Source organism: Conyzicola sp., assembly GCF_057073975.1.
Genome location: NZ_JBXMIS010000049.1, coordinates 1 through 18,453, shown reverse-complemented (window position 1 = coordinate 18,453; position 18,453 = coordinate 1). Strand labels below are relative to the sequence as shown.

Below are 18,453 nucleotides of genomic sequence, written 5' to 3'. Positions count from 1 at the left end.
GGTCAGGCAGCCGCGCGCTTCTGCACCTTGCGGATCTTGTCGGTTGTCACCGAGTAGGCGACGAGCGCCCCGATGGGTGCGATGAACACGGCGCCGAGGGCGAGGTTCGATGCGCCGAGGGCGAGCTGTCCGATGTACTCGCTCGACGCGGGGATCACGGCGAGCGCGAAGAAGAGCACGGCAGGGCCGACGGCGACGGCGAGGTAGAGCCGTCGTCGCCGCGCGGGCAGCAGCTGGGCGAGGAGCAGGCCGACGGCCGCCGCAGAGAGCACGATGCCGACGAAGAGCAGCGGGGCATCCGCGGCCGACACCCGTGGCACCTGTGTCGCCTCCTCGTCAATGCCGGAGGCCCACGCGATGCCGCCGAGAATGAGGGCGATCACTCCTCCGGAGACAAGGGCGCCAGCCGTGATGTGCACGCTGAGCGGGGTGCGCGGGGGCGGCGAGGCGAGCAGCACCAGCGCGATGGTCGCGAGACCGGCGGTGATGCCGCCAGCCGCGAGGATGGCCTGACCAAGCCCCGGGGTCTCCTTCGCGATTCCGGAGATGGTCACGACGATCACGACGATGCTGATACCGAGGCCGATGAGCGCGAGGCGGCGACCGAGGAGGAGGCTCTGCACGTCAGCCGCCCAGCATGTCGCGCAGCGCCGACTCGAGCGACGCCACCGTGGCATCGGCCGCGGTGCGCCGCTCCGTGGCAGAGCCACTGCGGCTCCACGCGTCGATGTAGGCCTTGAGCTTCGGCTCCGTACCACTTGGCCGAATGATGACGCGTGCCGTCGACCCGATCCACAAGCGGAGGATGTCTGAGGGCGGGAATGCCCCGAACCCACCGGAGAAGTCGTCGATGCTCGCAACCACGTGCTCGCCGATCGCAGAGACGGGGTGCGCCCGCAGCCGGGCCATCGTGGCACCGATCGTGGCGAGATCGGTCACCCGGATCGAGATCTGCCCTGAGGCGTAGGCGCCGAACTTCTCGTCGAAGGCGACCTGGTGCGTCGCGAGGTCGGAGCCGGCGGCTCGCAGCTCCGCCGTCAGCGAGAGGAAGTCGACGGCGGCAGAGATGCCGTCCTTGTCGCGCACCTTGTCGGGGTCGACCAGGTAGCCGAGGGCCTCCTCATAGCCATAGGCGAGGCCGCCGACGCGGGAGATCCACTTGAAGCCGGTGAGGGTCTCGACGTAGTCGAGGTTGTACTTGCGGGCGATCTCGGCAAGGGCAGGGCTCGAGACGAGGGAGGCGGCCAGGGTGCGACGGCTGGGCGAGCCGGTGCCGGTCGCGTCCTCGTGCTCAAGGCGCTGTGCGGCCCGCCAGCCGAGCAGCGAGCCGACCTCGTTGCCGCTCAGGCGGCGCCATGCGCCGCTCGCGTCGGGGATGGCGATCGCCAGTCGGTCGGCGTCGGGATCGTTGGCGACGACGAGGTCGGCACCGACCTTCTGCGCGAGGGCGAGGGAGAGGTCGAGCGCTCCCTCCTCCTCCGGGTTGGGGAAAGCGACCGTCGGGAACGCGGCATCCGGCTCGATCTGCTCTGCAACGACGTCCGGTCGCCCGAGGCCGGCTGCGGCGAAGACGGCGCTCGCGGTCTCCCACCCGACGCCGTGCATCGCGGTGTAGACGAAACGCGGAGCTGGGTCGGTAGTCGTGCGAAGCGCAGCGGTCTGTGCCACGTAGGCAGACAGCACCTCGTCGCCGGCGGTCGTGTACGCCTCGGAACGCGGCAGCTCGTTGACCGGCGCGACGGCGAGGATAGCCGCCTCGATCTGCGCATCGGCGGGGGATACGATCTGGGATCCGCCGTCGAGTCCGCCGAGGTAGACCTTGTAGCCGTTATCGACGGCCGGGTTGTGGCTCGCGGTGACCATGACACCGGCGCTCGTGCCGAGGTGGCGAACCGCGAAGGCGAGCACGGGGGTCGGGAGCGCTCGCGGAAGCAGCGTGGTCTCGAGGCCGGCACCAGCCATGATCTCTGCCGTGTCGCGGGCGAAGACCTCGGAGTTGGTGCGGCCGTCGTAGCCGATGACGACCGACTGGCGCCCTCCGCGGGCGATGAGCCACGCGGCGAAGCCCGCCGCCGCCTGGCTGACGAGCACGCGGTTCATGCGATTGGATCCGGCGCCGATCTCGCCGCGGAGCCCGGCAGTGCCGAACTGCAGGCGGCTGGAGAAGCGGTCGGAGAGTGCCGCCTCGTCGTCGAGGATCGCCTCGAGCTCTGCGCGCGTCGCCGGGTCGGGATCCTGCGCGATCCAGGCCTCTGCCTGCTCGCGGTAGCTCACAGCTTCGCCACGATTCGCGCGAGAAGCGCGCTGATCACGGGCTCGGCCTCGCGGCCGGCCTCCAGCACCTCGCCGTGGCTCAGCGGGCTCTTCGAGATGCCCGCGGCGAGATTCGTGATGAGCGAGAGCCCGAGGATCTCCATGCCCGCCTGGCGCGCCGCGATCGCCTCGAGGGCGGTCGACATGCCGACGATGTGACCGCCGATGGCCTTCGCCATCTGCACCTCGGCCGGAGTCTCGTAGTGCGGGCCGCGAAACTGCACGTAGACCCCGTCGTCGAGCGTTGGCTCTACCTCGCGGGCGAGGGTGCGGAGTCGGTTGGAGTACAGGTCGGTCAGGTCGATGAACGTCGCGCCCTCGAGCGGCGAGTCGGCCGTGAGGTTGATGTGGTCGCTGATGAGCACCGGGGTGCCCGGCGACCATGACTCGCGGATGCCGCCAGCCCCGTTCGTGAGGATCATGGTCGTCGCGCCAGCCGCCGCCGCCGTCCGCACCGAGTGGACGACACGGCGCACGCCGTGTCCCTCGTAGTAGTGCGTGCGCGCGCCGATGACGAGGGCGCGCTTTCCGCTCGGCAGCAGCACAGAGCGCAGAGTGCCGGGGTGGCCGACGAGGGCGGGCTTCGAGAAGCCGGCGATCTCATCCGCTGCGATCGTGTGGGTTGTCTCGCCGATGAGATCGGCGGCGCTGCCCCACCCGCTGCCGAGGGTGAGGGCGATGTCGTGCTTGTCCACCCCCGTCTTCTCTGCCAGCTGGGCCGCCGCCTGCGCGGCGATGGCGAAGGGGTCGGCGCGTGGGTCGTCGAGAGGGTGTTCCATCCCCCAACTCTAGCCAGCCGCCCCGATTCGCCACCGCGCGTTTTGGCCGCGCACCCGGCGGCGAGGGAGAATTGCCGCATGGCCTATGAATTCGAGCGCAAACAGCGGATCGCGATCATCGGAGGCGGGCCAGGCGGGTATGAGGCAGCGCTGGCCGGTGCCCAGCTCGGAGCAGATGTCACCCTCGTCGAGCGCACCGGGGTCGGCGGCGCTGCGGTGCTCACCGACGTCGTTCCGTCCAAGACGCTCATCGCCACCGCGGAGGCCACCAACGCCATCGGCGAGGCGGCAGACCTCGGCGTGCAGTTCTTCACCCGCGGCGAGAACGGTCGGCCCGTGCGGCCGGAGGTCACCGTCAACCTCGCCGCCGTCAACGCGCGACTGCTGCGCCTCGCGCGCCAGCAGTCCGAGGACATGAAGTCGCAGCTCATCAAAGCCGGCGTGCGCGTCATCCAGGGCGACGGCCGTCTCGACGGCCCCAACCGCATCGTCGTCTCGACCGGCCGCGGCAAGAAGGCGACCGACTTCGACGAGTGCGCCGCCGACACGATCGTCGTCTCCGTCGGCGCCTCGCCCCGCTTGCTCGACTCTGCCAAGCCCGACGGCAAGCGCATCTTCACCTGGACCCAGCTCTACACGATCGACGAGATCCCCGAGCACCTCATCGTCGTCGGCTCCGGCGTCACCGGGGCTGAGTTCGCATCGGCCTACACGGCGCTCGGCTCGAAGGTCACCCTCATCTCCTCCCGCGACCAGGTGCTCCCGGGGGAGGACGCGGATGCCGCCGCCGTCATCGAGGACGTCTTCACCCGCAACGGCATGACCGTGCTCTCCAAGAGCCGTGCGGAATCCGTGATCGCGACGAAGGACGGCGTCATCGCGACCCTGTCCGACGGCCGCACGGTGGAGGGCTCGCACTGCCTCATGGCGGTCGGCTCGATCCCCAACACCGCTGGCCTCGGCCTCGAGGAGGCCGGAGTGCAGCTCACCGAGAGCGGCCACATCCGCGTCAACCGGGTCGCGCGAACGTCGATGCCGTCGATCTACGCGGCGGGAGACTGCAGCGACTTCCTGCCGTTGGCATCCGTTGCCTCGATGCAGGGGCGCACGGCTGTCTTCCATGCGATGGGCGACGCGGTCAACCCGACAGAGCTGCGCAACGTGACATCCAACATCTTCACGCAGCCGGAGATCGCAACAGTCGGATGGTCGCAGAAGCAGATCGAGGACGGCATCGCCCAGGGCGAGATCTACAAGATCAATCTCGCCTCGAACCCGCGCGCCAAGATGATGGGGATCAAGGACGGCTTCGTGAAGCTCTTCGCCCGCACCGGCTCCGGCACCGTCATCGGCGGCGTCGTCGTTGCCCCCAAGGCCTCAGAGCTCATCGCGACCATCGCGCTCGCGGTGGAGCACCGCCTCACGGTCGACCAGCTCGCGCGATCCTTCAGCGTGTACCCATCGCTCACCGGCAGCATCACGGATGCGGCGCGGGCGATGCACATCGTCAACTAGGCGCGGCTCGGCTCGGCTCCAAGTCGCCATGGTGGTCAGCGTCACGGAGTCAGGCAACCGCCCGGCCATCCGTCATCCACCCGGCCGAACGTTTGCGCAGGTGGCTAACAAGAGCCCGGGTGGTCGCTGTGTGCACACAGGTCGACCCGGTGCTCCGCCGCGTGGTGCTCACCAGAGATAGTCGAGCGATGACGACGACGGCACTGGATGCTCTCCTGGAGCGCACGTACTTCGCTCGGCATCTCACCACTGCGGCAGAGCGCGCCACGTTCTACGCTCGCGCGAGGCGGGGAAGTGTGACACGGGTGTACGCAGGCTGTTACGTCGACTCCACCTACTGGGTCGCGCTGACCCCGCACTCGCGTCATTGCGCTCTCGCTCATCTCGTGGCGGTTGTGTCGGGTGTCTAGCTCGAGTTCTCCCACCTCACGGCAGCAGCCTTGTGGCGGATGCCGCACGTGGGCGACTGGCCACCCCGAGTGCACGTCGCTGGTCACCGTGGATCCCACGCAGACGCCACCACGACAGTTGAACGTCATGCCTCCGGATTCGACCAGAATGCAGTCACCATCGACGGGCTGCGGGTGAGCTCTCTCGCTGTCACCGTGGCGCAGGTGGCCGCATCGCAGCCCTTCCCTGTTGGGGTGGTAATGGCCGATGCTGCCTTGCGTCGGCATCCATCTGCTGATCTGCTCTCGACGGCTGAGGCGGTCTCCCTTCACCACGGCCGTGCCCGCGCTCTCGCCGTCGCGGCCTTTGCCGACGCTCGCGCTGATCGGCCGGGCGAGTCGATCAGTCGCGTCAGCATGCGGGCGGCAGGGCTGCCGATGCCGGAGTTGCAGGTGGAACTGCACGGCGCGAGCGGGGCGAGGTACTTCGTCGACTTCTATTGGCCGTCGTGCCGACTCATCGGGGAGTTCGACGGCGCCGCGAAGTACCGCGACCCCGAGTTCCTTCGAGGCCGAACTCCCGAGCGGGCGCTCGCCGACGAGAAGGATCGCGAAGACGACCTGCGCGCGAACGACCACGGCATGAGCCGCTGGGGGTGGAAGGTCGCGAACTCTCCCGTGCTGCTGGCGCAGCAGCTGCGGCGAGCGGGGCTCGCCTAGTCGGTGATGCTCAGCAGCAGGTGCCCCGACGAGACCGTCGCACCGACCTCGGCGTTGATGCCAGAGATCGTGCCGTCTTTGTGGGCGGCGATGGGCTGCTCCATCTTCATGGCCTCGAGCACGACGACGAGGTCGCCCTTGACGACCTTGTCGCCGTCAGCGACGGCAAGCTTGACGATGGTCGCCTGCATCGGCGCCTTGACGGCGTCGCCCGTGTTCGAGGAGACCGAGCCGCCTCCGCGGCGCTTGGGCGCGGGAGCGCGAGTGGCGCCTCCGGGTGCAGAGGGCACGAGACGTGACGGCAGGGAGACGGCGATGCGCTTGCCGTCAACCTCGACGACGACGTTGTTGCGCTGGGCCGGGGCCACCGTATCCTGCAGCGATCCGCTCCATGGCTCGATGTCGTTCTCGAAGTCGGTCTCGATCCAGCGGGTGTAGACGCTGAAGGGCTCGGATGTGAAGGCCGGGTCGCGAACGATCTTGCGGTGGAACGGGAGCACGGTCGGCAGACCAGCCACCTCGAATTCGTCGAGTGCACGCCGCGAGCGCTCGAGGGCATCCGCGCGGGTCGCCCCGGTGACGATGAGCTTGGCCAGTAGCGAGTCGAACGCGCCGCTGATGACGTCGCCCGTTGTCACACCGGAGTCGACGCGCACGCCGGGGCCGCCGGGGAAGCGCAGCACGTGCACGGGGCCGGGAGCTGGCATGAAGTTGAGCCCAGGATCCTCCCCGTTGATGCGGAACTCGAAGGAGTGGCCCTGCGGCTTGGGGTCGTCGTAGTCGAGCACGCCGCCCTCGGCGAGGCGGAACTGCTCGCGCACCAGATCGATGCCGGTGATCTCCTCCGAGACCGGGTGCTCTACCTGCAGCCGCGTGTTGACCTCGAGGAAGGAGATCGTGCCGTCCTTGGCGACGAGGAATTCGCAGGTGCCGGCACCGAGGTAGCCGACCTCCTTGAGGATCGCCTTCGACGACGCGTAGAGCTGGGCGTTCTGCTCGTCGGTGAGGAATGGCGCGGGGGCCTCCTCGACGAGCTTCTGGTGGCGGCGCTGCAGCGAGCAGTCGCGGGTCGAGATGACGACGACGTTGCCGTGGGCATCGGCGAGGCACTGGGTCTCGACGTGGCGCGGCTCGTCGAGGTACTTCTCGACGAAGCACTCTCCGCGGCCGAAGGCAGCGATGGCCTCGCGGGTCGCCGACTCGAACAGCTCCGGCACCTCCTCGCGCGTGCGGGCGACCTTGAGGCCGCGTCCGCCGCCGCCGAAGGCCGCCTTGATGGCGACGGGCAGCCCGTGGGTGTCGACGAACTCGAGCACCTCCTCTGCGCCGCCGACAGGGTTGAGCGTGCCCGGAGCCAGGGGCGCTCCGACCTTCTCTGCGATGTGCCGTGCGCTGACCTTGTCACCGAGCTTCTCGATGGCGTCGGGCGACGGGCCGATCCAGATGAGTCCCGCGTCGATGACGGCACGCGCGAAAGCGGCGTTCTCTGCGAGGAACCCGTAGCCAGGGTGAACGGCGTTGGCCCCGGAGCGGCGGGCGACAGAGAGGATCTTGTCGATCACAAGGTAGGTCTCAGCCGAGGTCGTGCCGTCGAGGGCGTACGCCTCGTCGGCGAGCTTGACGTGCCGCGCGTCGCGGTCCTGGTCGGCATAGACCGCCACAGAGGCGATGCCACTGTCTTTTGCAGCGCGGATCACGCGCACGGCGATCTCTCCACGGTTGGCAATCAGAACCTTCGTGATGCGAGCCATAGTTCACCAGCCTAGGGGTAGCGCGAGCACCTCAATTTGGCTGGTCGCTACAAAAAGGATGGATTGATGCGCGCCAATGCCTACAACGCCCGGTTCCAGAGGCCCGTCCACTCCATCCCGAATCCGCGCACAAGGCGGCGAACGGTCGCCACAGAGACCCCGACGACGGCGTGCGGATCGCCACGGACACCCTCGATGAACGCAGAGCCGAGACTGTCGATCGTGAACGCCCCCGCGACCTGCAGCGGCTCACCCGTTGCGATGTAGGCGTCAATCTCCTCATCGGAGACGTGGGCGAACTGCACGTGAGCGCTCGAGATCTCGCCCGCCGCGGCGTTCAGCGTTCCGCCTCGGTGGTCGATAAGCCAGTGGCCCGAGTGCAGCTGCCCCTCCCGGCCGCGCTGCAGCTCCCACCGCTCGCGGGCGACCACGGCGGTGTGCGGCTTGCCGTACACCGCGCCGTCGAGCTCGAAGGCGGAGTCGCCGCCCAGCACGAGGCCGTCGATGTCGGGGCCGAGCACGGCCTCGGCCTTGAGCCGGGCGAGCAGCAGCACCATCTCCTGCGGAGTGAGCGGGCCGGCGGCGGCGACCGCGGCATCCTCGTCGACATTGGAGTGCACGACGACGGGCTCGATACCGGCCGCGCGAAGGGTCGCGAGCCGGGCTGGCGACGTGGAGGCGAGGTAGAGGCGCACGCGGCTCCTATGCTCGAAGGATGGGCGACATGCTGGGTACAGAGGTCGAGCTCGACGTTACCAACATCGCGCACGGGGGAATCTCCGTCGCGCGACTGGATGGCCGCGTCGTGTTCGTGAGCGACGCGATTCCGGGGGAGCGGGTGCTGGCGCGCATCAGTGCCGACTCCAAGAAGTCGTTCTGGCGGGCGGAGACGGTCGCGGTGCTCGAGCCAAGCGCACACCGTCAGCCGCACATCTGGGCAGAGGCGGCGGTCGACCGTGACCCAGCCGAGCGCGCCGGTGGTGCGGAGTTCGGCCACATCGCCCTCGCCCACCAGCGCGAGCTCAAGCGCCAGGTGCTCGCCGACGCGATGCAGCGCATGGCCGGTGCACAATTTGAAGGAGACGTCGAGGCAATCGACGACGAACCGACCGGAACCGGCTGGAGAACCCGGGTTCGCCTTCAGATTGACGAGCAGGGGCGGCCGGGGCCGTACGCGGCGCGCAGCCACCACGTGGTGCGGGTTGCCTCGCTGCCGCTGGCCACCGCCGAGATTGAGGCGATCGCGCCGCTCGACGAGACGTTCGAGCCGGGAACGACCGTTGACATCCTGTCCCCGTCTGTTGGCGGGGCACGCCTGTTCTACGGCAATCAGAAGCCGAGCACCATTACAGAGGTCGTCGGCGATCGCGAGTTCCGTCTCGCCGACACCGGTTTCTGGCAGGTGCACCGTCATGCCGCTGCCGCGCTGACGAGTGCGGTGCAGGATGCCGTAGTCGCCGACCTGTTCGACCCCCGCGCCGCTAACCTCGACCTCTATGGCGGCGTCGGACTCCTCGCCGCAGCCGTCGCAGACCGCTTCGGCACCACCACCAGAATCACAAGCGTCGAGAGCGACGAGACCGCGACGGAGTTCGCCGGGCACAACCTCGCCGAGTGGACCGGCGCAGCGGCCGTCACCGGCCGAGTGGAGCGGTGGCTGCAGGAGCACGTGAAGACGGCGGGGCCGCGCGCCGGCGCCGCGACGGTCGTGCTCGACCCGCCGCGTTCCGGCGCGGGCGGCGGGGTCGTGTCGTCTCTGCTGGCCCTCGCTCCCGCCCAGCTCGTCTACGTCGCGTGCGACCCCGTGGCCTTCGCCCGGGATGCCCGGCTGCTTGCCGACGGAGGGTACCGACTTCAGGGGCTTCGGGCCCTCGATCTGTTCCCCAACACCCACCATGTGGAGGCGATCGGCACATTCGTGCGCGAATGACCTCTGACGCGACGGTGATTCGCGTAACCAAGGCGCCCCGCGCGAGCGCCTCCCCGCTACCATTGGTGCAGGTCCGAGACGTGGCCGACTCGTGAAGGACGAAGGAGAACATGGCAGACGCGCTCTCTGACGGTACTCGCCAGTTGGGGCCCGTCCGCGTCGCCGTCGTCGACGACCACGAATCCGTGCGCCTCGGCCTCAAGTCGGCGTTCATCGACGAGGGCTACGAGTTCGTGCTGGCCGCGGCCACCGTGCAGGAGTTCGTCGACAACCTCGACGGTCGGGAGTGCGACGTCGTTGTTCTCGACCTCTCGCTCGGAGACGGCTCCTCCGTCACAGAGAACGTGAAGCGCGTGCAGGCCACCGGGTCTGCCGTGCTCGTGCACAGCATCGCGGATCGTGTGGCCAGCGTGCGCGAGGCGCTCGCCGCCGGGGCCGCCGGGGTCATCCCCAAGTCCTCTGCGACGAGAACAGTCATCCAGGCGGCAGCGACCGTCGCTCGCGGCGAGGTTCTCAACAACCTGGAGTGGGCGACAGCGATCGACGCCGACCGCGACTTCTCCAAGGCGCAGCTCGGTCGCCGTGAGCGCGAGATCCTGCACCTGTATGCGTCTGGGCTCCCGCTCAAGCTGGCGGCTCAGCAGCTCGGAATCGGCTACTCGACCGCCCGTGAGTACCTGGATCGCATCCGCGCGAAGTACATCGAGGTGGGGCGCCCCGCGCCGACAAAGGTAGATCTGCTCCGCCGCGCAGTCGAGGACGGAATTCTTCCCGGCCTCGACCCGGACGCGATCGATGGCCGGTGACGCGGCACCACCCCGCTCTCCAGCCCTTCCGCGCGCACCGATAAGCCGCAAGCAGGTTGACACGCTCGTCTCCCGGGCCGTCGCCGGCTTCGGCGTGCTCTTCGGTGCGCAGACCGTGCCGCTGATGATCGCACAGATCGACGAGGTGCAGGTGCTCTGGGCGGTGCTGTTCGTTCCCCTGTTCTACGCAGGACTCATCGTTGCCCTCGTCGCGTCGCTGGCGCAGCGCGGTGTGCGTCTGGCTAACGGCTTCGTTGCCGTGCAGTTCGTCGTGGGAGTCCTCGCCTTGCCCATCGCGATTGCGCAGGTCGACGGGGGAACCCACTCCACCTACTGGCTGTTCAACCTCCTGACGGTAGCGACCGCGATGGCGGCCATTGCCTTTCCGACAGCCGTTGCCGCCGTCTACCTCGTGGCTGTGCCGGTGGTGCTGTCGGTGGTGCGGGTGGCCAGCGGTGCCGTCGTGGCGCGCGAGGCCGTCCTCGACTCTGGGTATGCGATCCTGCTCGGCGGCGCGATCGTCATCATCATCACCATGCTGCGTCAGACGGCGTCGGGGGTCGACTCCGCTCAGCAGACAGCGCTCGACGCGTACGCGCTGGCGGTTCGTCAGCACGCGACAGAGGTGGAGCGGGTGCAGGTCGACGCGATCGTGCACGACAGCGTGCTGACGACGCTGCTCTCCGCTGCGCGAGCAGAGACACCGGAGGCACGGGCGCTGGCGGCATCGATGGCGGGAAAGGCCATCGGGCATCTCCGCCAGGCGGCCCTCGGCGGACCCCACGACGCAGCCGGCACCCCGATCGCCGGCGTTGCCTCGCGGGTTGCCGATGCGGCTGCCGCCTCCGGAGCGCATTTCGAGGTGCGCTCTCGTGGAGTCGGCTCCCGCTCCATTCCCGCGGCAGCCGGAGAAGCCGTCTACTCCGCCGCGGTTCAGGCGATGGTCAACAGCGTGCAGCACGCGGGGGAGTCGCCGGCCGTCAAGCGGTGGGTCACCGTCCGTGGGCTCCAGCCGCTCGGCGTCGAGGTCGAGGTCGGCGACACGGGCGCGGGCTTTGCCGCGTGGGAGGTGCCGAGTGAGCGCATCGGCGTTCGCGTGTCCATCCTCGAGCGGGTTGCGCACGCGGGAGGCAGGGCCGAGATCGACTCGGCTCCGGGAGAGGGCACCGTGGTCTCCATCCGATGGCCGGCGGAGGCGCGATGACGGGCTTCGCCACGTCGAGTCGACTGCTCGCCGCGGTCGCCGCTGTGTTCTCGCTGTTCCATGTGGTTCTCGGTGTGTACTCGATCAACGTCGTCGAGCATGCGGCCCCGGTGGTCGCTGCCATGGGTGTCTACGCGGTTGCCACGGCGCTCAGCCTTGCCCCGATCGGCCCCCGCAGGATGCCGCTCTGGCTCGCCGCGATGAACTGCGGCGCAGTGGTCGTAGTGTGCCTTCTCGTGGCCTCCCAGCTCGACCCCGATCGCGCGGGCGGCAACGGCTTCGCCACGTGGCATGTCGGGGCGGTCGGTACGCTGCTCACCATCACGGCCACCCGGAGCCGCTACGGTTTCGCCTGGGCCGGCAGCGCCTTCCTCGTCGTTCACACCGTCGCTTGGGCCGGATGGCCAGCCGTGGTCTCCCTCGGAGTGGTCGGCAGTGTGGCCTGGGTTGCGATCGCCCAGATGATCGGCCGCGGAATGGCGAAGGCCTCCCGTGACTCCCGGCGGTTCTCCGTTGCGGAGCGGGAGGCGGCCGACTGGCAGGCGCTGCAGGAGGCGCACGTTCACGAGCGGCAGTTCCGCCTCGGCCAGACGAGCTCGATGGCGCTCGCCATGCTGCGGGTGATCGAGGAGAGCGGCGGCGATCTGACGCCAGCGCAACGGCGCGAGTGCCTGCTGCTCGAGAGCGCCATCCGCGATGAGATCCGCGGACGGGTGCTGCTCAACGATGCCGTGCGCGCTGCCGTCATGGAGGCACGTCGCCGCGGCACCGTCGTCACGCTGCTCGACGAGGGCGGGCTCGACGAGCTCACCCAGTCCCGGCTGGATCGTGTGCTCGACCGGGTGGCGGACGCCGTGCACTCGTGCCGCGGCGACCGCATCATCGTGCGCACCGTCGTCGACGGACCCGTGGCAGTGACGGTCGTCGGGCTGCGGACGGTTGCGGCCGGTGGCGATCACGAGTCGATCGACGAGGATGACGCCTCCGATGACGAGATCGAGCTGTGGCTCGAGATTCCGCGTCCCTGAGTCAGCGCGGGCGTCGAATCAGCACGGGAGTTAAAGCAGAAGGACCGGCACTGGAGGCCGGTCCTTCGCTAAGAATCGAGTCAGGGCGATAACCCGAATATCGCCCTGACTCGCCCCCAAACCACTGGCGCGCTTACCCTAGTCGGCCAGCTGGTTGGTGGTGTAACTCAAAGAGAGACACCTAGCACGTTCAATAATGCCGTGGGAGACAATGGGGTACAGTCGTCATTTAGGGGGACAAAAGGGGGACACTTTTTGCCGCTTGGTCCCCCAAAAAGCCCTCAAAACCCGCGGAAAATCAGGTTCTGCTGAAAATCCATGGAGGACAAATCGGGGTACATGACCGTTTCTCGGCGTTGGCGAGGACCGCGGGAATCGAAGCGATTCGACTGATTCGCAACGAAAAGCGTTGCGCCGCAACTAAATACGCACGGAATCGCGCGTGGTGTCAGCCGGAGAAGCTGCGCCAGGCTCCCGGCCCGGGGGCGAGAGGCGCGCGGAGGCGTCGCTGGGTGCGCTGCCAGGCCGTCGTGACATGCAGCGCCCGCGTCGCCTCATCGGCCGCGAGCTCGTCGACGACGCCGTGGATGACCGCCGTGATGGCGGCGAGCTCCTGCGGCGTCGGCTGGCCGCGGACGACGCGGATGTCAGCGCTGGACTCAGGGGTCGACGTGTCTTCTGACATCACAGCGGGATGTTCCCGTGCTTCTTGGGCGGCTGGATGGCGCGCTTGGTCTTGAGGGCGCGCAGTGCCTTGATCACGACGACACGCGTCGCGGCTGGCTCGATGATGCCGTCGAGCTCGCCGCGCTCTGCCGCAAGGAACGGGCTGGCGACGTTGTAGGTGTACTCGTTGGCGAGCTTGGTGCGCACGGCAGCGACATCCTCACCCGCTTCCTCTGCCGCCTTGATCTCGTTGCGGTACAGGATGTTGACGGCACCCTGGCCGCCCATGACCGCGATCTCCGCGGTCGGCCAGGCGTAGTTGAGGTCGGCGCCGAGCTGCTTGGACCCCATGACGATGTATGCACCGCCGTAGGCCTTGCGCGTGATGACCGTGACGAGGGGCACCGTCGCCTCTGCATATGCGTAGAGCAGCTTGGCCCCGCGGCGGATCACGCCCGTCCACTCCTGGTCGGTGCCGGGCAGGTAGCCGGGCACGTCGACGAGGGTGAGGATCGGGATGTTGAATGCGTCGCAGAAGCGCACGAACCGTGCCGCCTTCTCTCCGGCCTCGATATTGAGCGTGCCGGCCATCGCCTGGGGCTGGTTGGCGATGATGCCGACGGTCGAGCCCTCGACGCGGCCGAAGCCGATGACGATGTTGGGCGCGAACAGCGGCTGCACCTCGGTGAAGTCGGCGTTGTCGACGATGTGCTCGATGACGGTCTTCACGTCGTACGGCTGGTTGGGGCTGTCGGGGATGATCGTGTTGAGGCGGCGATCCTCATCGGTGATCTCGAGCTCGACCTCCGACTCGTAGACCGGCAGCTCAGCGAGGTTGTTGTCGGGGAGGTAGCCGACCAGGGTGCGCGCGTAGTCGAGGGCGTCATCCTCGTCGCTCGCGAGGTAGTGGGCGACACCGGAGACGGAGTTGTGGGTGAGGGCGCCGCCGAGCTCCTCCATACCGACGTCCTCGCCGGTCACCGTCTTGATGACATCCGGACCCGTCACGAACATCTGCGAGGTCTTGTCGACCATGATCACGAAGTCGGTGAGGGCGGGGGAGTAGACCGCGCCGCCGGCAGCCGGGCCCATGATGATCGAGATCTGCGGGATGACACCGGAGGCCTGCGTGTTGCGGCGGAAGATCTCGCCGTACTTGCCGAGGGCGACGACGCCCTCCTGGATGCGCGCTCCACCGGAGTCGAGCATGCCGATGATGGGCACACCGGTCTTGATGGCATGATCCATGACCTTGATGATCTTCTCCCCGGCCACCTCGCCGAGTGACCCGCCGAAGATCGTGAAGTCCTGGCTGTAGACCGCCACCTGGCGACCGTGGATCGTGCCGAGACCCGTGACAACCGCGTCGCCATACGGCCGCTTCTTCTCCCCGCCGAACGCGTGGGTGCGGTGCCGCACGAACTCGTCGAGCTCGACGAACGAGCCGTGGTCGAGCAGCTGCTCTATGCGTTCGCGGGCGGTCTTCTTGCCCTTCGAGTGCTGCTTCTCGATGGCAGCCTCGCCGCTCGCGGTCACCGCCTCGTGGTAGCGCACCTTGAGGTCGGCTATGCGGCCTGCGGTGGTGAAGAGGTCGGGAGCGGCATCGATTCCAGCGTTGTCTGCGGTCACGCGTTCACTCTATCGGGCGGTGTCGCAGGCGTTCGGCTGTGGGAACCCCACAGCTTTCGACGCAGAGTGGTTACCCAAACGACAAGCGCGGTTCACCAGAGCGCCTCCGTTACGGCTACTCCCGCTGCGTACCGTCGGGCAGGTGACGACATCGAGCAGGGCGGGCGCCTGGGTTGAATCGCCGCTGCAGCTGGTCTGCGCGGTGGAGTACGCAGCGCTCAGCGGCATCCCGCTGCGCATCGTGCCGCGCGCCGGTGCCGGTCAGCTCACGACGACGTCGAACCGGCTGCGCGAGCTCGGCCTGCCAGCTGGTGTCGAGATCGCCGCCGCCCGCACCCTGCCGCCGACGGGCGCCGCCCACCTGGTGGTCGGGGACGCGTTCAGCGGGGTCGTGCACGCGAGCATCGCCATGCGGATGCCGCAGCGCGTCACGATCGTCGACGACGGCTCCGCCTCGCTGCGCCTGCCGTCCGCGCTCCGGTCGCAGCGCGGGCTCAGCCGCGACGGCGCGGCTGGCGCGATCTCGGCACTCGCAACGAACCGGCTGCGCACGCTCGATGCAGCCGGTGACCTCGAGCTGTTCAGCTACTACGAGCTCGACCACCCCGCCCACGCGCCGAACCGGTTCAGCTGGCTGCGGTCACGAGAGGCATCGCCGGCGGTGAGCGGAGCCGTGGTGCTCGGCTCCGCGTCCGTCGTCGACGAGCTGCTCGCCGAGGGTGAGTACCTGTCCTGGCTGTCGGCACAGACCGCCGGAGCGGTCTACCTCCCGCACCGACGGGAGAGCCGCAGCACGGTGGCCGCCGCGCGGCAGCTCGGGTTCGAGGTTGTCGAGACGGGGCTTCCCGTCGAGCTGTCGCTGCTCGGCAGCCGCGGGCTCGAGGTCTCGACTCTTGCGTCGAGCGCGGCCGACACGCTTCGCATCCTGCTCGCCGAGACCGGATCGCGCATCACGGTCGAGCCGGCGATGGCGGTGGCCGCATGAGTGTCGTCGCGATCATCCCCGCGCGCGGCGGTTCGAAGCAGGTGCCGCGCAAGAACGTGCTGCCCGTCGGTGGCGTTCCCCTCGTCCAGCGCGCTGTCGCGACCGCCGCGGCAAGCCAGCTCATCGACCGGGTGATCGTCACGACCGACGACCGCGAGATCGCGGGACTCGCGCGGGTCGCCGGGGCGCGGGTTGTCGACCGCCCAGCGGCGCTCGCGGCAGACTCCTCGTCGTCGGAGTCCGCCCTTCTGCACGCCATCGACGCCCTTGCCGACGACGCCGACGTCATCGTGTTCCTGCAGGCGACGTCGCCGTTCATCGACGCGGCGGCCCTCGACCGCGCCATCGACCGCGTGCGGGCAGGGCGGGCAGACGTGGTGTTCTCTGCCATCGAGACCTACGGCTTCCTCTGGGAGGACGCGCCGAGCGGCGCGGTCGGCGTCAACCACGACCACCACTCCCGGCCCCGCCGCCAGGACCGCGATCCGCACTACCTCGAGACCGGTGCCTTCTACGTGATGGATGCCGCGGGCTTCAAGCACGCCGGTCACCGCTTCTTCGGGCGCATCGGCTTCGAGATCACGCCGGAGTCCGGCTCTGTCGAGATCGACTCCGTCGAGCAGCTCGCGCTCGCGCAGGCCATCGCCCCGCTCGTCGACCGTGCAGAGGAGATCGATGTCGACGCCGTCGTCACCGACTTCGACGGGGTGCACACCGCCGACACCGCGAGCATCTCCGCCGACGGCGACGAGCGCGTGACGGTGAGCCGCTCCGACGGGCTCGGCGTGCGACTGCTGCGCGAGGCGGGCGTTCCAGTGCTGATCCTGTCGACGGAGCAGCATCCTGTCGTCGCGGCGCGTGCGGCCAAGCTGCGCGTCGACGTTCGCCACGGCGTCGACGACAAGGCGGCGGCGCTCATCGCGTGGGCGGCAGAGCAGCGCGTGCCCCTCGAGCGCATCGCCTACGTCGGAAACGACATCAACGACCTCTCCTGCCTCGCCCTCGTCGGCTGGCCGATCGCGGTGCCCGGTGCCCACGAGAGCGTGCTCTCTGCGGCCAGGGTGGTGCTCGGCCACGACGGTGGCGCGGGGGCAGTGCGAGAACTCGCGGAGCGTGTGCTCCGTGCACGAACCAAGGAGGCAGCGGCATGGTTGACATCGCAGGAACACCTATCGGAACCGGCCACCCGGCCTACGTCATCGCAGAGATCGGTCTCAACCACAACGGTGATGTAGCACTCGCCAAGCAGCTCATCGACGTCGCTGCCGATGCCGGCGCGCAGGCGGTCAAGTTCCAGAAGCGCACACCGGAGATCTCGACGCCGGAGCACATGAAGAGCGTTCCCCGTGACACGCCGTGGGGAACCATGACCTACCTCGAGTACCGCTACCGCGTCGAGTTCGACCGGGAGCAGTACATCGAGATCGGCGACCACGCGACGATGCGCGGCCTGTCGTGGTTTGCCTCGCCGTGGGACGAGCCGTCGGTCGACTTCCTCGAGGACATCAACGTCGTGGCGTACAAGGTCGCCTCGGCGAGCGTGACCGACCTCGGCCTTCTCCGGGCGATGGCCGCGACCGGCAAGACCGTCATCCTCTCCACCGGAATGTCGACGCTCGAGCAGATCGACCGCGCGGTCGACACGCTCGGCACCGAGCGACTCGTGCTGCTGCACGCGACGTCGACCTACCCGCTGCCGGCCGAGGAGGCGAACCTTCTCATGATCCCCGCCCTGGCGGCGCGGTACCCGGGTGTTCCGGTGGGCTATTCCGGCCACGAGACCGGCCTGCAGATCTCACTCGCTGCCGTCGCGCTCGGTGCCGTCGCGGTGGAGCGGCACATCACGCTCGACCGGGCCATGTGGGGCTCCGACCACGCGGCCTCCCTCGAGCCGACCGGCCTCTCGCACCTCGTGCGCGACATCCGGGTGATCGAGGAGGCCATGGGCGACGGGGTCAAGCGCATCTTCCCCGGGGAGCTCGCGCCGCTGGCGAAGCTGCGCCGGGTTGGCGCATGAGGGCAATCGCCCTCGCCGACTCGGACTCCTACGCGAAGTGGGGGGCCGCGATGCTGTCGCGTCTTCCCGCGGGCTCCACCACCGATCTCGTGATCGTTCGCACGCCGAAGCTGCCGAGCGCTGCCCAGCTCGCCACGGCGCTGAGCGGTTCTGCCATCGACGCCACCTCGGTTCGGGTGCTCGATTTCGACGCGGCGATCGCGCTCATCCGCCGCGAGAAGCCAGACCTGCTCATCGCAGCCACGATCGGACCGGTCGTCGACCTCGCTGTCAACGCCGTGCTCACGGATGCCGACTGGCGCCCCGTGGTCGTCTCCGGTCTGCCGGGCATCGCGCTTCCAGAGCGACGACGCGCCCTCGTCTACCGCTCCCAGGCCGACATCCTCGTGCTGCACAGCGTGACGGAGTCTCGCCGATTCCGGGCTATCGCACGTCGCAACGGCATCGACCAGGACTTCGCGCTCGCGACCCTCCCGTTCCTGCTCGAGGGCCGACGGGGAGCGGGAACGGATGTCATCTTCGCCGCACAGGCGATCGTGCCTCCTCGCCGCGACCAGCGCGTTCGCGTGCTCGAGTGGCTCGCCGAGTTCGCGAGGCGGCATCCGGATCGCCGGGTCGTCGTGAAGGTGCGTGCGGCTGCGGGGGAGCAGCAGACGCACATGGAGCGATTCGGTTACGAGCAACTCATGGAGGACGACCTCGTCGACCCGCCGGCCAATCT

17 protein-coding genes are annotated in these 18,453 nt (G+C 68.8%); 10 read left to right on the top strand and 7 right to left on the bottom strand.

The genetic code is table 11. The features are described from left to right. Nucleotides 1-2: 2 nt before the first annotated feature. From AC14A7_RS04585 to AC14A7_RS04575, 3 genes are read right to left on the bottom strand one after another with little or no spacing between them, the layout of a single operon-like run. Nucleotides 3-623, bottom strand: a complete 621-nt coding sequence (locus tag AC14A7_RS04585) for a hypothetical protein (protein ID WP_484006707.1) — start codon at nt 621-623, stop codon at nt 3-5. A 1-nt stretch (nt 624) separates the two neighbouring features. Next, nucleotides 625-2,274 (bottom strand): phospho-sugar mutase, encoded by a 1,650-nt coding sequence (locus AC14A7_RS04580; protein WP_484006706.1) that lies wholly within the window; start codon nt 2,272-2,274, stop codon nt 625-627. After that, the gene (locus AC14A7_RS04575) at nt 2,271-3,092 is read right to left on the bottom strand and encodes a purine-nucleoside phosphorylase (RefSeq protein WP_484006705.1); all 822 of its coding nucleotides are present in this window, start codon (nt 3,090-3,092) and stop codon (nt 2,271-2,273) included. The genes AC14A7_RS04580 and AC14A7_RS04575 overlap by 4 nt, the downstream gene beginning before the upstream one ends. A 78-nt stretch (nt 3,093-3,170) precedes the next feature. Between AC14A7_RS04575 and AC14A7_RS04570 the strand changes: the two genes are divergently transcribed. Beyond that, a complete protein-coding gene (locus AC14A7_RS04570) occupies nt 3,171-4,607 on the top strand; it encodes an NAD(P)H-quinone dehydrogenase (protein WP_484006704.1) in 1,437 nt (478 codons plus the stop codon). Between the two features lie 458 nt (nt 4,608-5,065). Then, nucleotides 5,066-5,716: a hypothetical protein gene (locus AC14A7_RS04565; protein WP_484006703.1), complete on the top strand. Its 651-nt coding sequence runs from the start codon at nt 5,066-5,068 to the stop codon at nt 5,714-5,716. On the opposite strand, the gene AC14A7_RS04560 is transcribed toward AC14A7_RS04565, so the two are convergent. Both AC14A7_RS04560 and AC14A7_RS04555 read right to left on the bottom strand, forming a co-directional pair. Further along, nucleotides 5,713-7,467, bottom strand: coding sequence for an acetyl/propionyl/methylcrotonyl-CoA carboxylase subunit alpha (locus AC14A7_RS04560; RefSeq protein WP_484006702.1), 1,755 nt, complete (start codon nt 7,465-7,467; stop codon nt 5,713-5,715). The genes AC14A7_RS04565 and AC14A7_RS04560 overlap by 4 nt on opposite strands. 80 nt (nt 7,468-7,547) lie before the next feature. Continuing rightward, a complete protein-coding gene (locus AC14A7_RS04555) occupies nt 7,548-8,162 on the bottom strand; it encodes a Maf family protein (protein WP_484006701.1) in 615 nt (204 codons plus the stop codon). A 20-nt stretch (nt 8,163-8,182) separates the two neighbouring features. Here AC14A7_RS04555 and AC14A7_RS04550 point away from each other — a divergent pair, with 20 nt between their 5' ends. The 4 genes from AC14A7_RS04550 (at nt 8,183) to AC14A7_RS04535 (ending at nt 12,435) form a co-directional block, all read left to right on the top strand. After that, nucleotides 8,183-9,397, top strand: coding sequence for a class I SAM-dependent RNA methyltransferase (locus AC14A7_RS04550; protein WP_484006700.1), 1,215 nt, complete (start codon nt 8,183-8,185; stop codon nt 9,395-9,397). Between the two features lie 110 nt (nt 9,398-9,507). Next, complete coding sequence (locus AC14A7_RS04545; protein WP_484006699.1) at nt 9,508-10,203, top strand: response regulator transcription factor; 696 nt, start codon at nt 9,508-9,510, stop codon at nt 10,201-10,203. Beyond that, nucleotides 10,193-11,407, top strand: a complete 1,215-nt coding sequence (locus AC14A7_RS04540) for a sensor histidine kinase (protein ID WP_484006698.1) — start codon at nt 10,193-10,195, stop codon at nt 11,405-11,407. The genes AC14A7_RS04545 and AC14A7_RS04540 overlap by 11 nt, the downstream gene beginning before the upstream one ends. Then, on the top strand, nt 11,386-12,435 hold the full coding sequence (locus tag AC14A7_RS04535; RefSeq protein ID WP_484006697.1) for a hypothetical protein: 1,050 nt from the start codon (nt 11,386-11,388) through the stop codon (nt 12,433-12,435). The genes AC14A7_RS04540 and AC14A7_RS04535 overlap by 22 nt, the downstream gene beginning before the upstream one ends. Nucleotides 12,436-12,883: 448 nt before the next feature. Here the strand turns inward: AC14A7_RS04535 and AC14A7_RS04530 are convergent, their stop codons facing one another. After that, nucleotides 12,884-13,120 (bottom strand): acyl-CoA carboxylase subunit epsilon, encoded by a 237-nt coding sequence (locus AC14A7_RS04530; RefSeq protein WP_484006723.1) that lies wholly within the window; start codon nt 13,118-13,120, stop codon nt 12,884-12,886. Then, complete coding sequence (locus tag AC14A7_RS04525; protein ID WP_484006722.1) at nt 13,120-14,709, bottom strand: acyl-CoA carboxylase subunit beta; 1,590 nt, start codon at nt 14,707-14,709, stop codon at nt 13,120-13,122. Before AC14A7_RS04525 ends, AC14A7_RS04530 begins: the two co-directional genes overlap by 1 nt. 163 nt (nt 14,710-14,872) lie before the next feature. On the opposite strand from AC14A7_RS04525, the gene AC14A7_RS04520 reads away from it, so the two are divergent. From AC14A7_RS04520 to AC14A7_RS04505, 4 genes are all read left to right on the top strand, one after another. Further along, nucleotides 14,873-15,715: a hypothetical protein gene (locus tag AC14A7_RS04520; RefSeq protein ID WP_484006696.1), complete on the top strand. Its 843-nt coding sequence runs from the start codon at nt 14,873-14,875 to the stop codon at nt 15,713-15,715. Further along, complete coding sequence (locus tag AC14A7_RS04515; RefSeq protein WP_484006695.1) at nt 15,712-16,950, top strand: cytidylyltransferase domain-containing protein; 1,239 nt, start codon at nt 15,712-15,714, stop codon at nt 16,948-16,950. The genes AC14A7_RS04520 and AC14A7_RS04515 overlap by 4 nt, the downstream gene beginning before the upstream one ends. Then, a complete protein-coding gene (locus AC14A7_RS04510; RefSeq protein ID WP_484006694.1) occupies nt 16,863-17,732 on the top strand; it encodes an N-acetylneuraminate synthase family protein in 870 nt (289 codons plus the stop codon). Before AC14A7_RS04515 ends, AC14A7_RS04510 begins: the two co-directional genes overlap by 88 nt. Further along, nucleotides 17,729-18,453 (top strand): DUF6716 putative glycosyltransferase (locus tag AC14A7_RS04505; protein ID WP_484006693.1); only part of this gene is annotated, 725 nt, incomplete at its 3' end. The genes AC14A7_RS04510 and AC14A7_RS04505, both read left to right, overlap by 4 nt.

Coding starts and splice junctions, on each gene's coding strand:
- AC14A7_RS04575 (WP_484006705.1), bottom strand. CDS start 3,092: ATGGAACACCCTCTCGACGACCCACGCGCCGACCCCTTCGCCATCGCC.
- AC14A7_RS04570 (WP_484006704.1), top strand. CDS start 3,171: ATGGCCTATGAATTCGAGCGCAAACAGCGGATCGCGATCATCGGAGGC.
- AC14A7_RS04560 (WP_484006702.1), bottom strand. CDS start 7,467: ATGGCTCGCATCACGAAGGTTCTGATTGCCAACCGTGGAGAGATCGCC.
- AC14A7_RS04550 (WP_484006700.1), top strand. CDS start 8,183: ATGGGCGACATGCTGGGTACAGAGGTCGAGCTCGACGTTACCAACATC.
- AC14A7_RS04545 (WP_484006699.1), top strand. CDS start 9,508: ATGGCAGACGCGCTCTCTGACGGTACTCGCCAGTTGGGGCCCGTCCGC.
- AC14A7_RS04540 (WP_484006698.1), top strand. CDS start 10,193: ATGGCCGGTGACGCGGCACCACCCCGCTCTCCAGCCCTTCCGCGCGCA.
- AC14A7_RS04535 (WP_484006697.1), top strand. CDS start 11,386: ATGGCCGGCGGAGGCGCGATGACGGGCTTCGCCACGTCGAGTCGACTG.
- AC14A7_RS04530 (WP_484006723.1), bottom strand. CDS start 13,120: ATGTCAGAAGACACGTCGACCCCTGAGTCCAGCGCTGACATCCGCGTC.
- AC14A7_RS04515 (WP_484006695.1), top strand. CDS start 15,712: ATGAGTGTCGTCGCGATCATCCCCGCGCGCGGCGGTTCGAAGCAGGTG.
- AC14A7_RS04510 (WP_484006694.1), top strand. CDS start 16,863: ATGGTTGACATCGCAGGAACACCTATCGGAACCGGCCACCCGGCCTAC.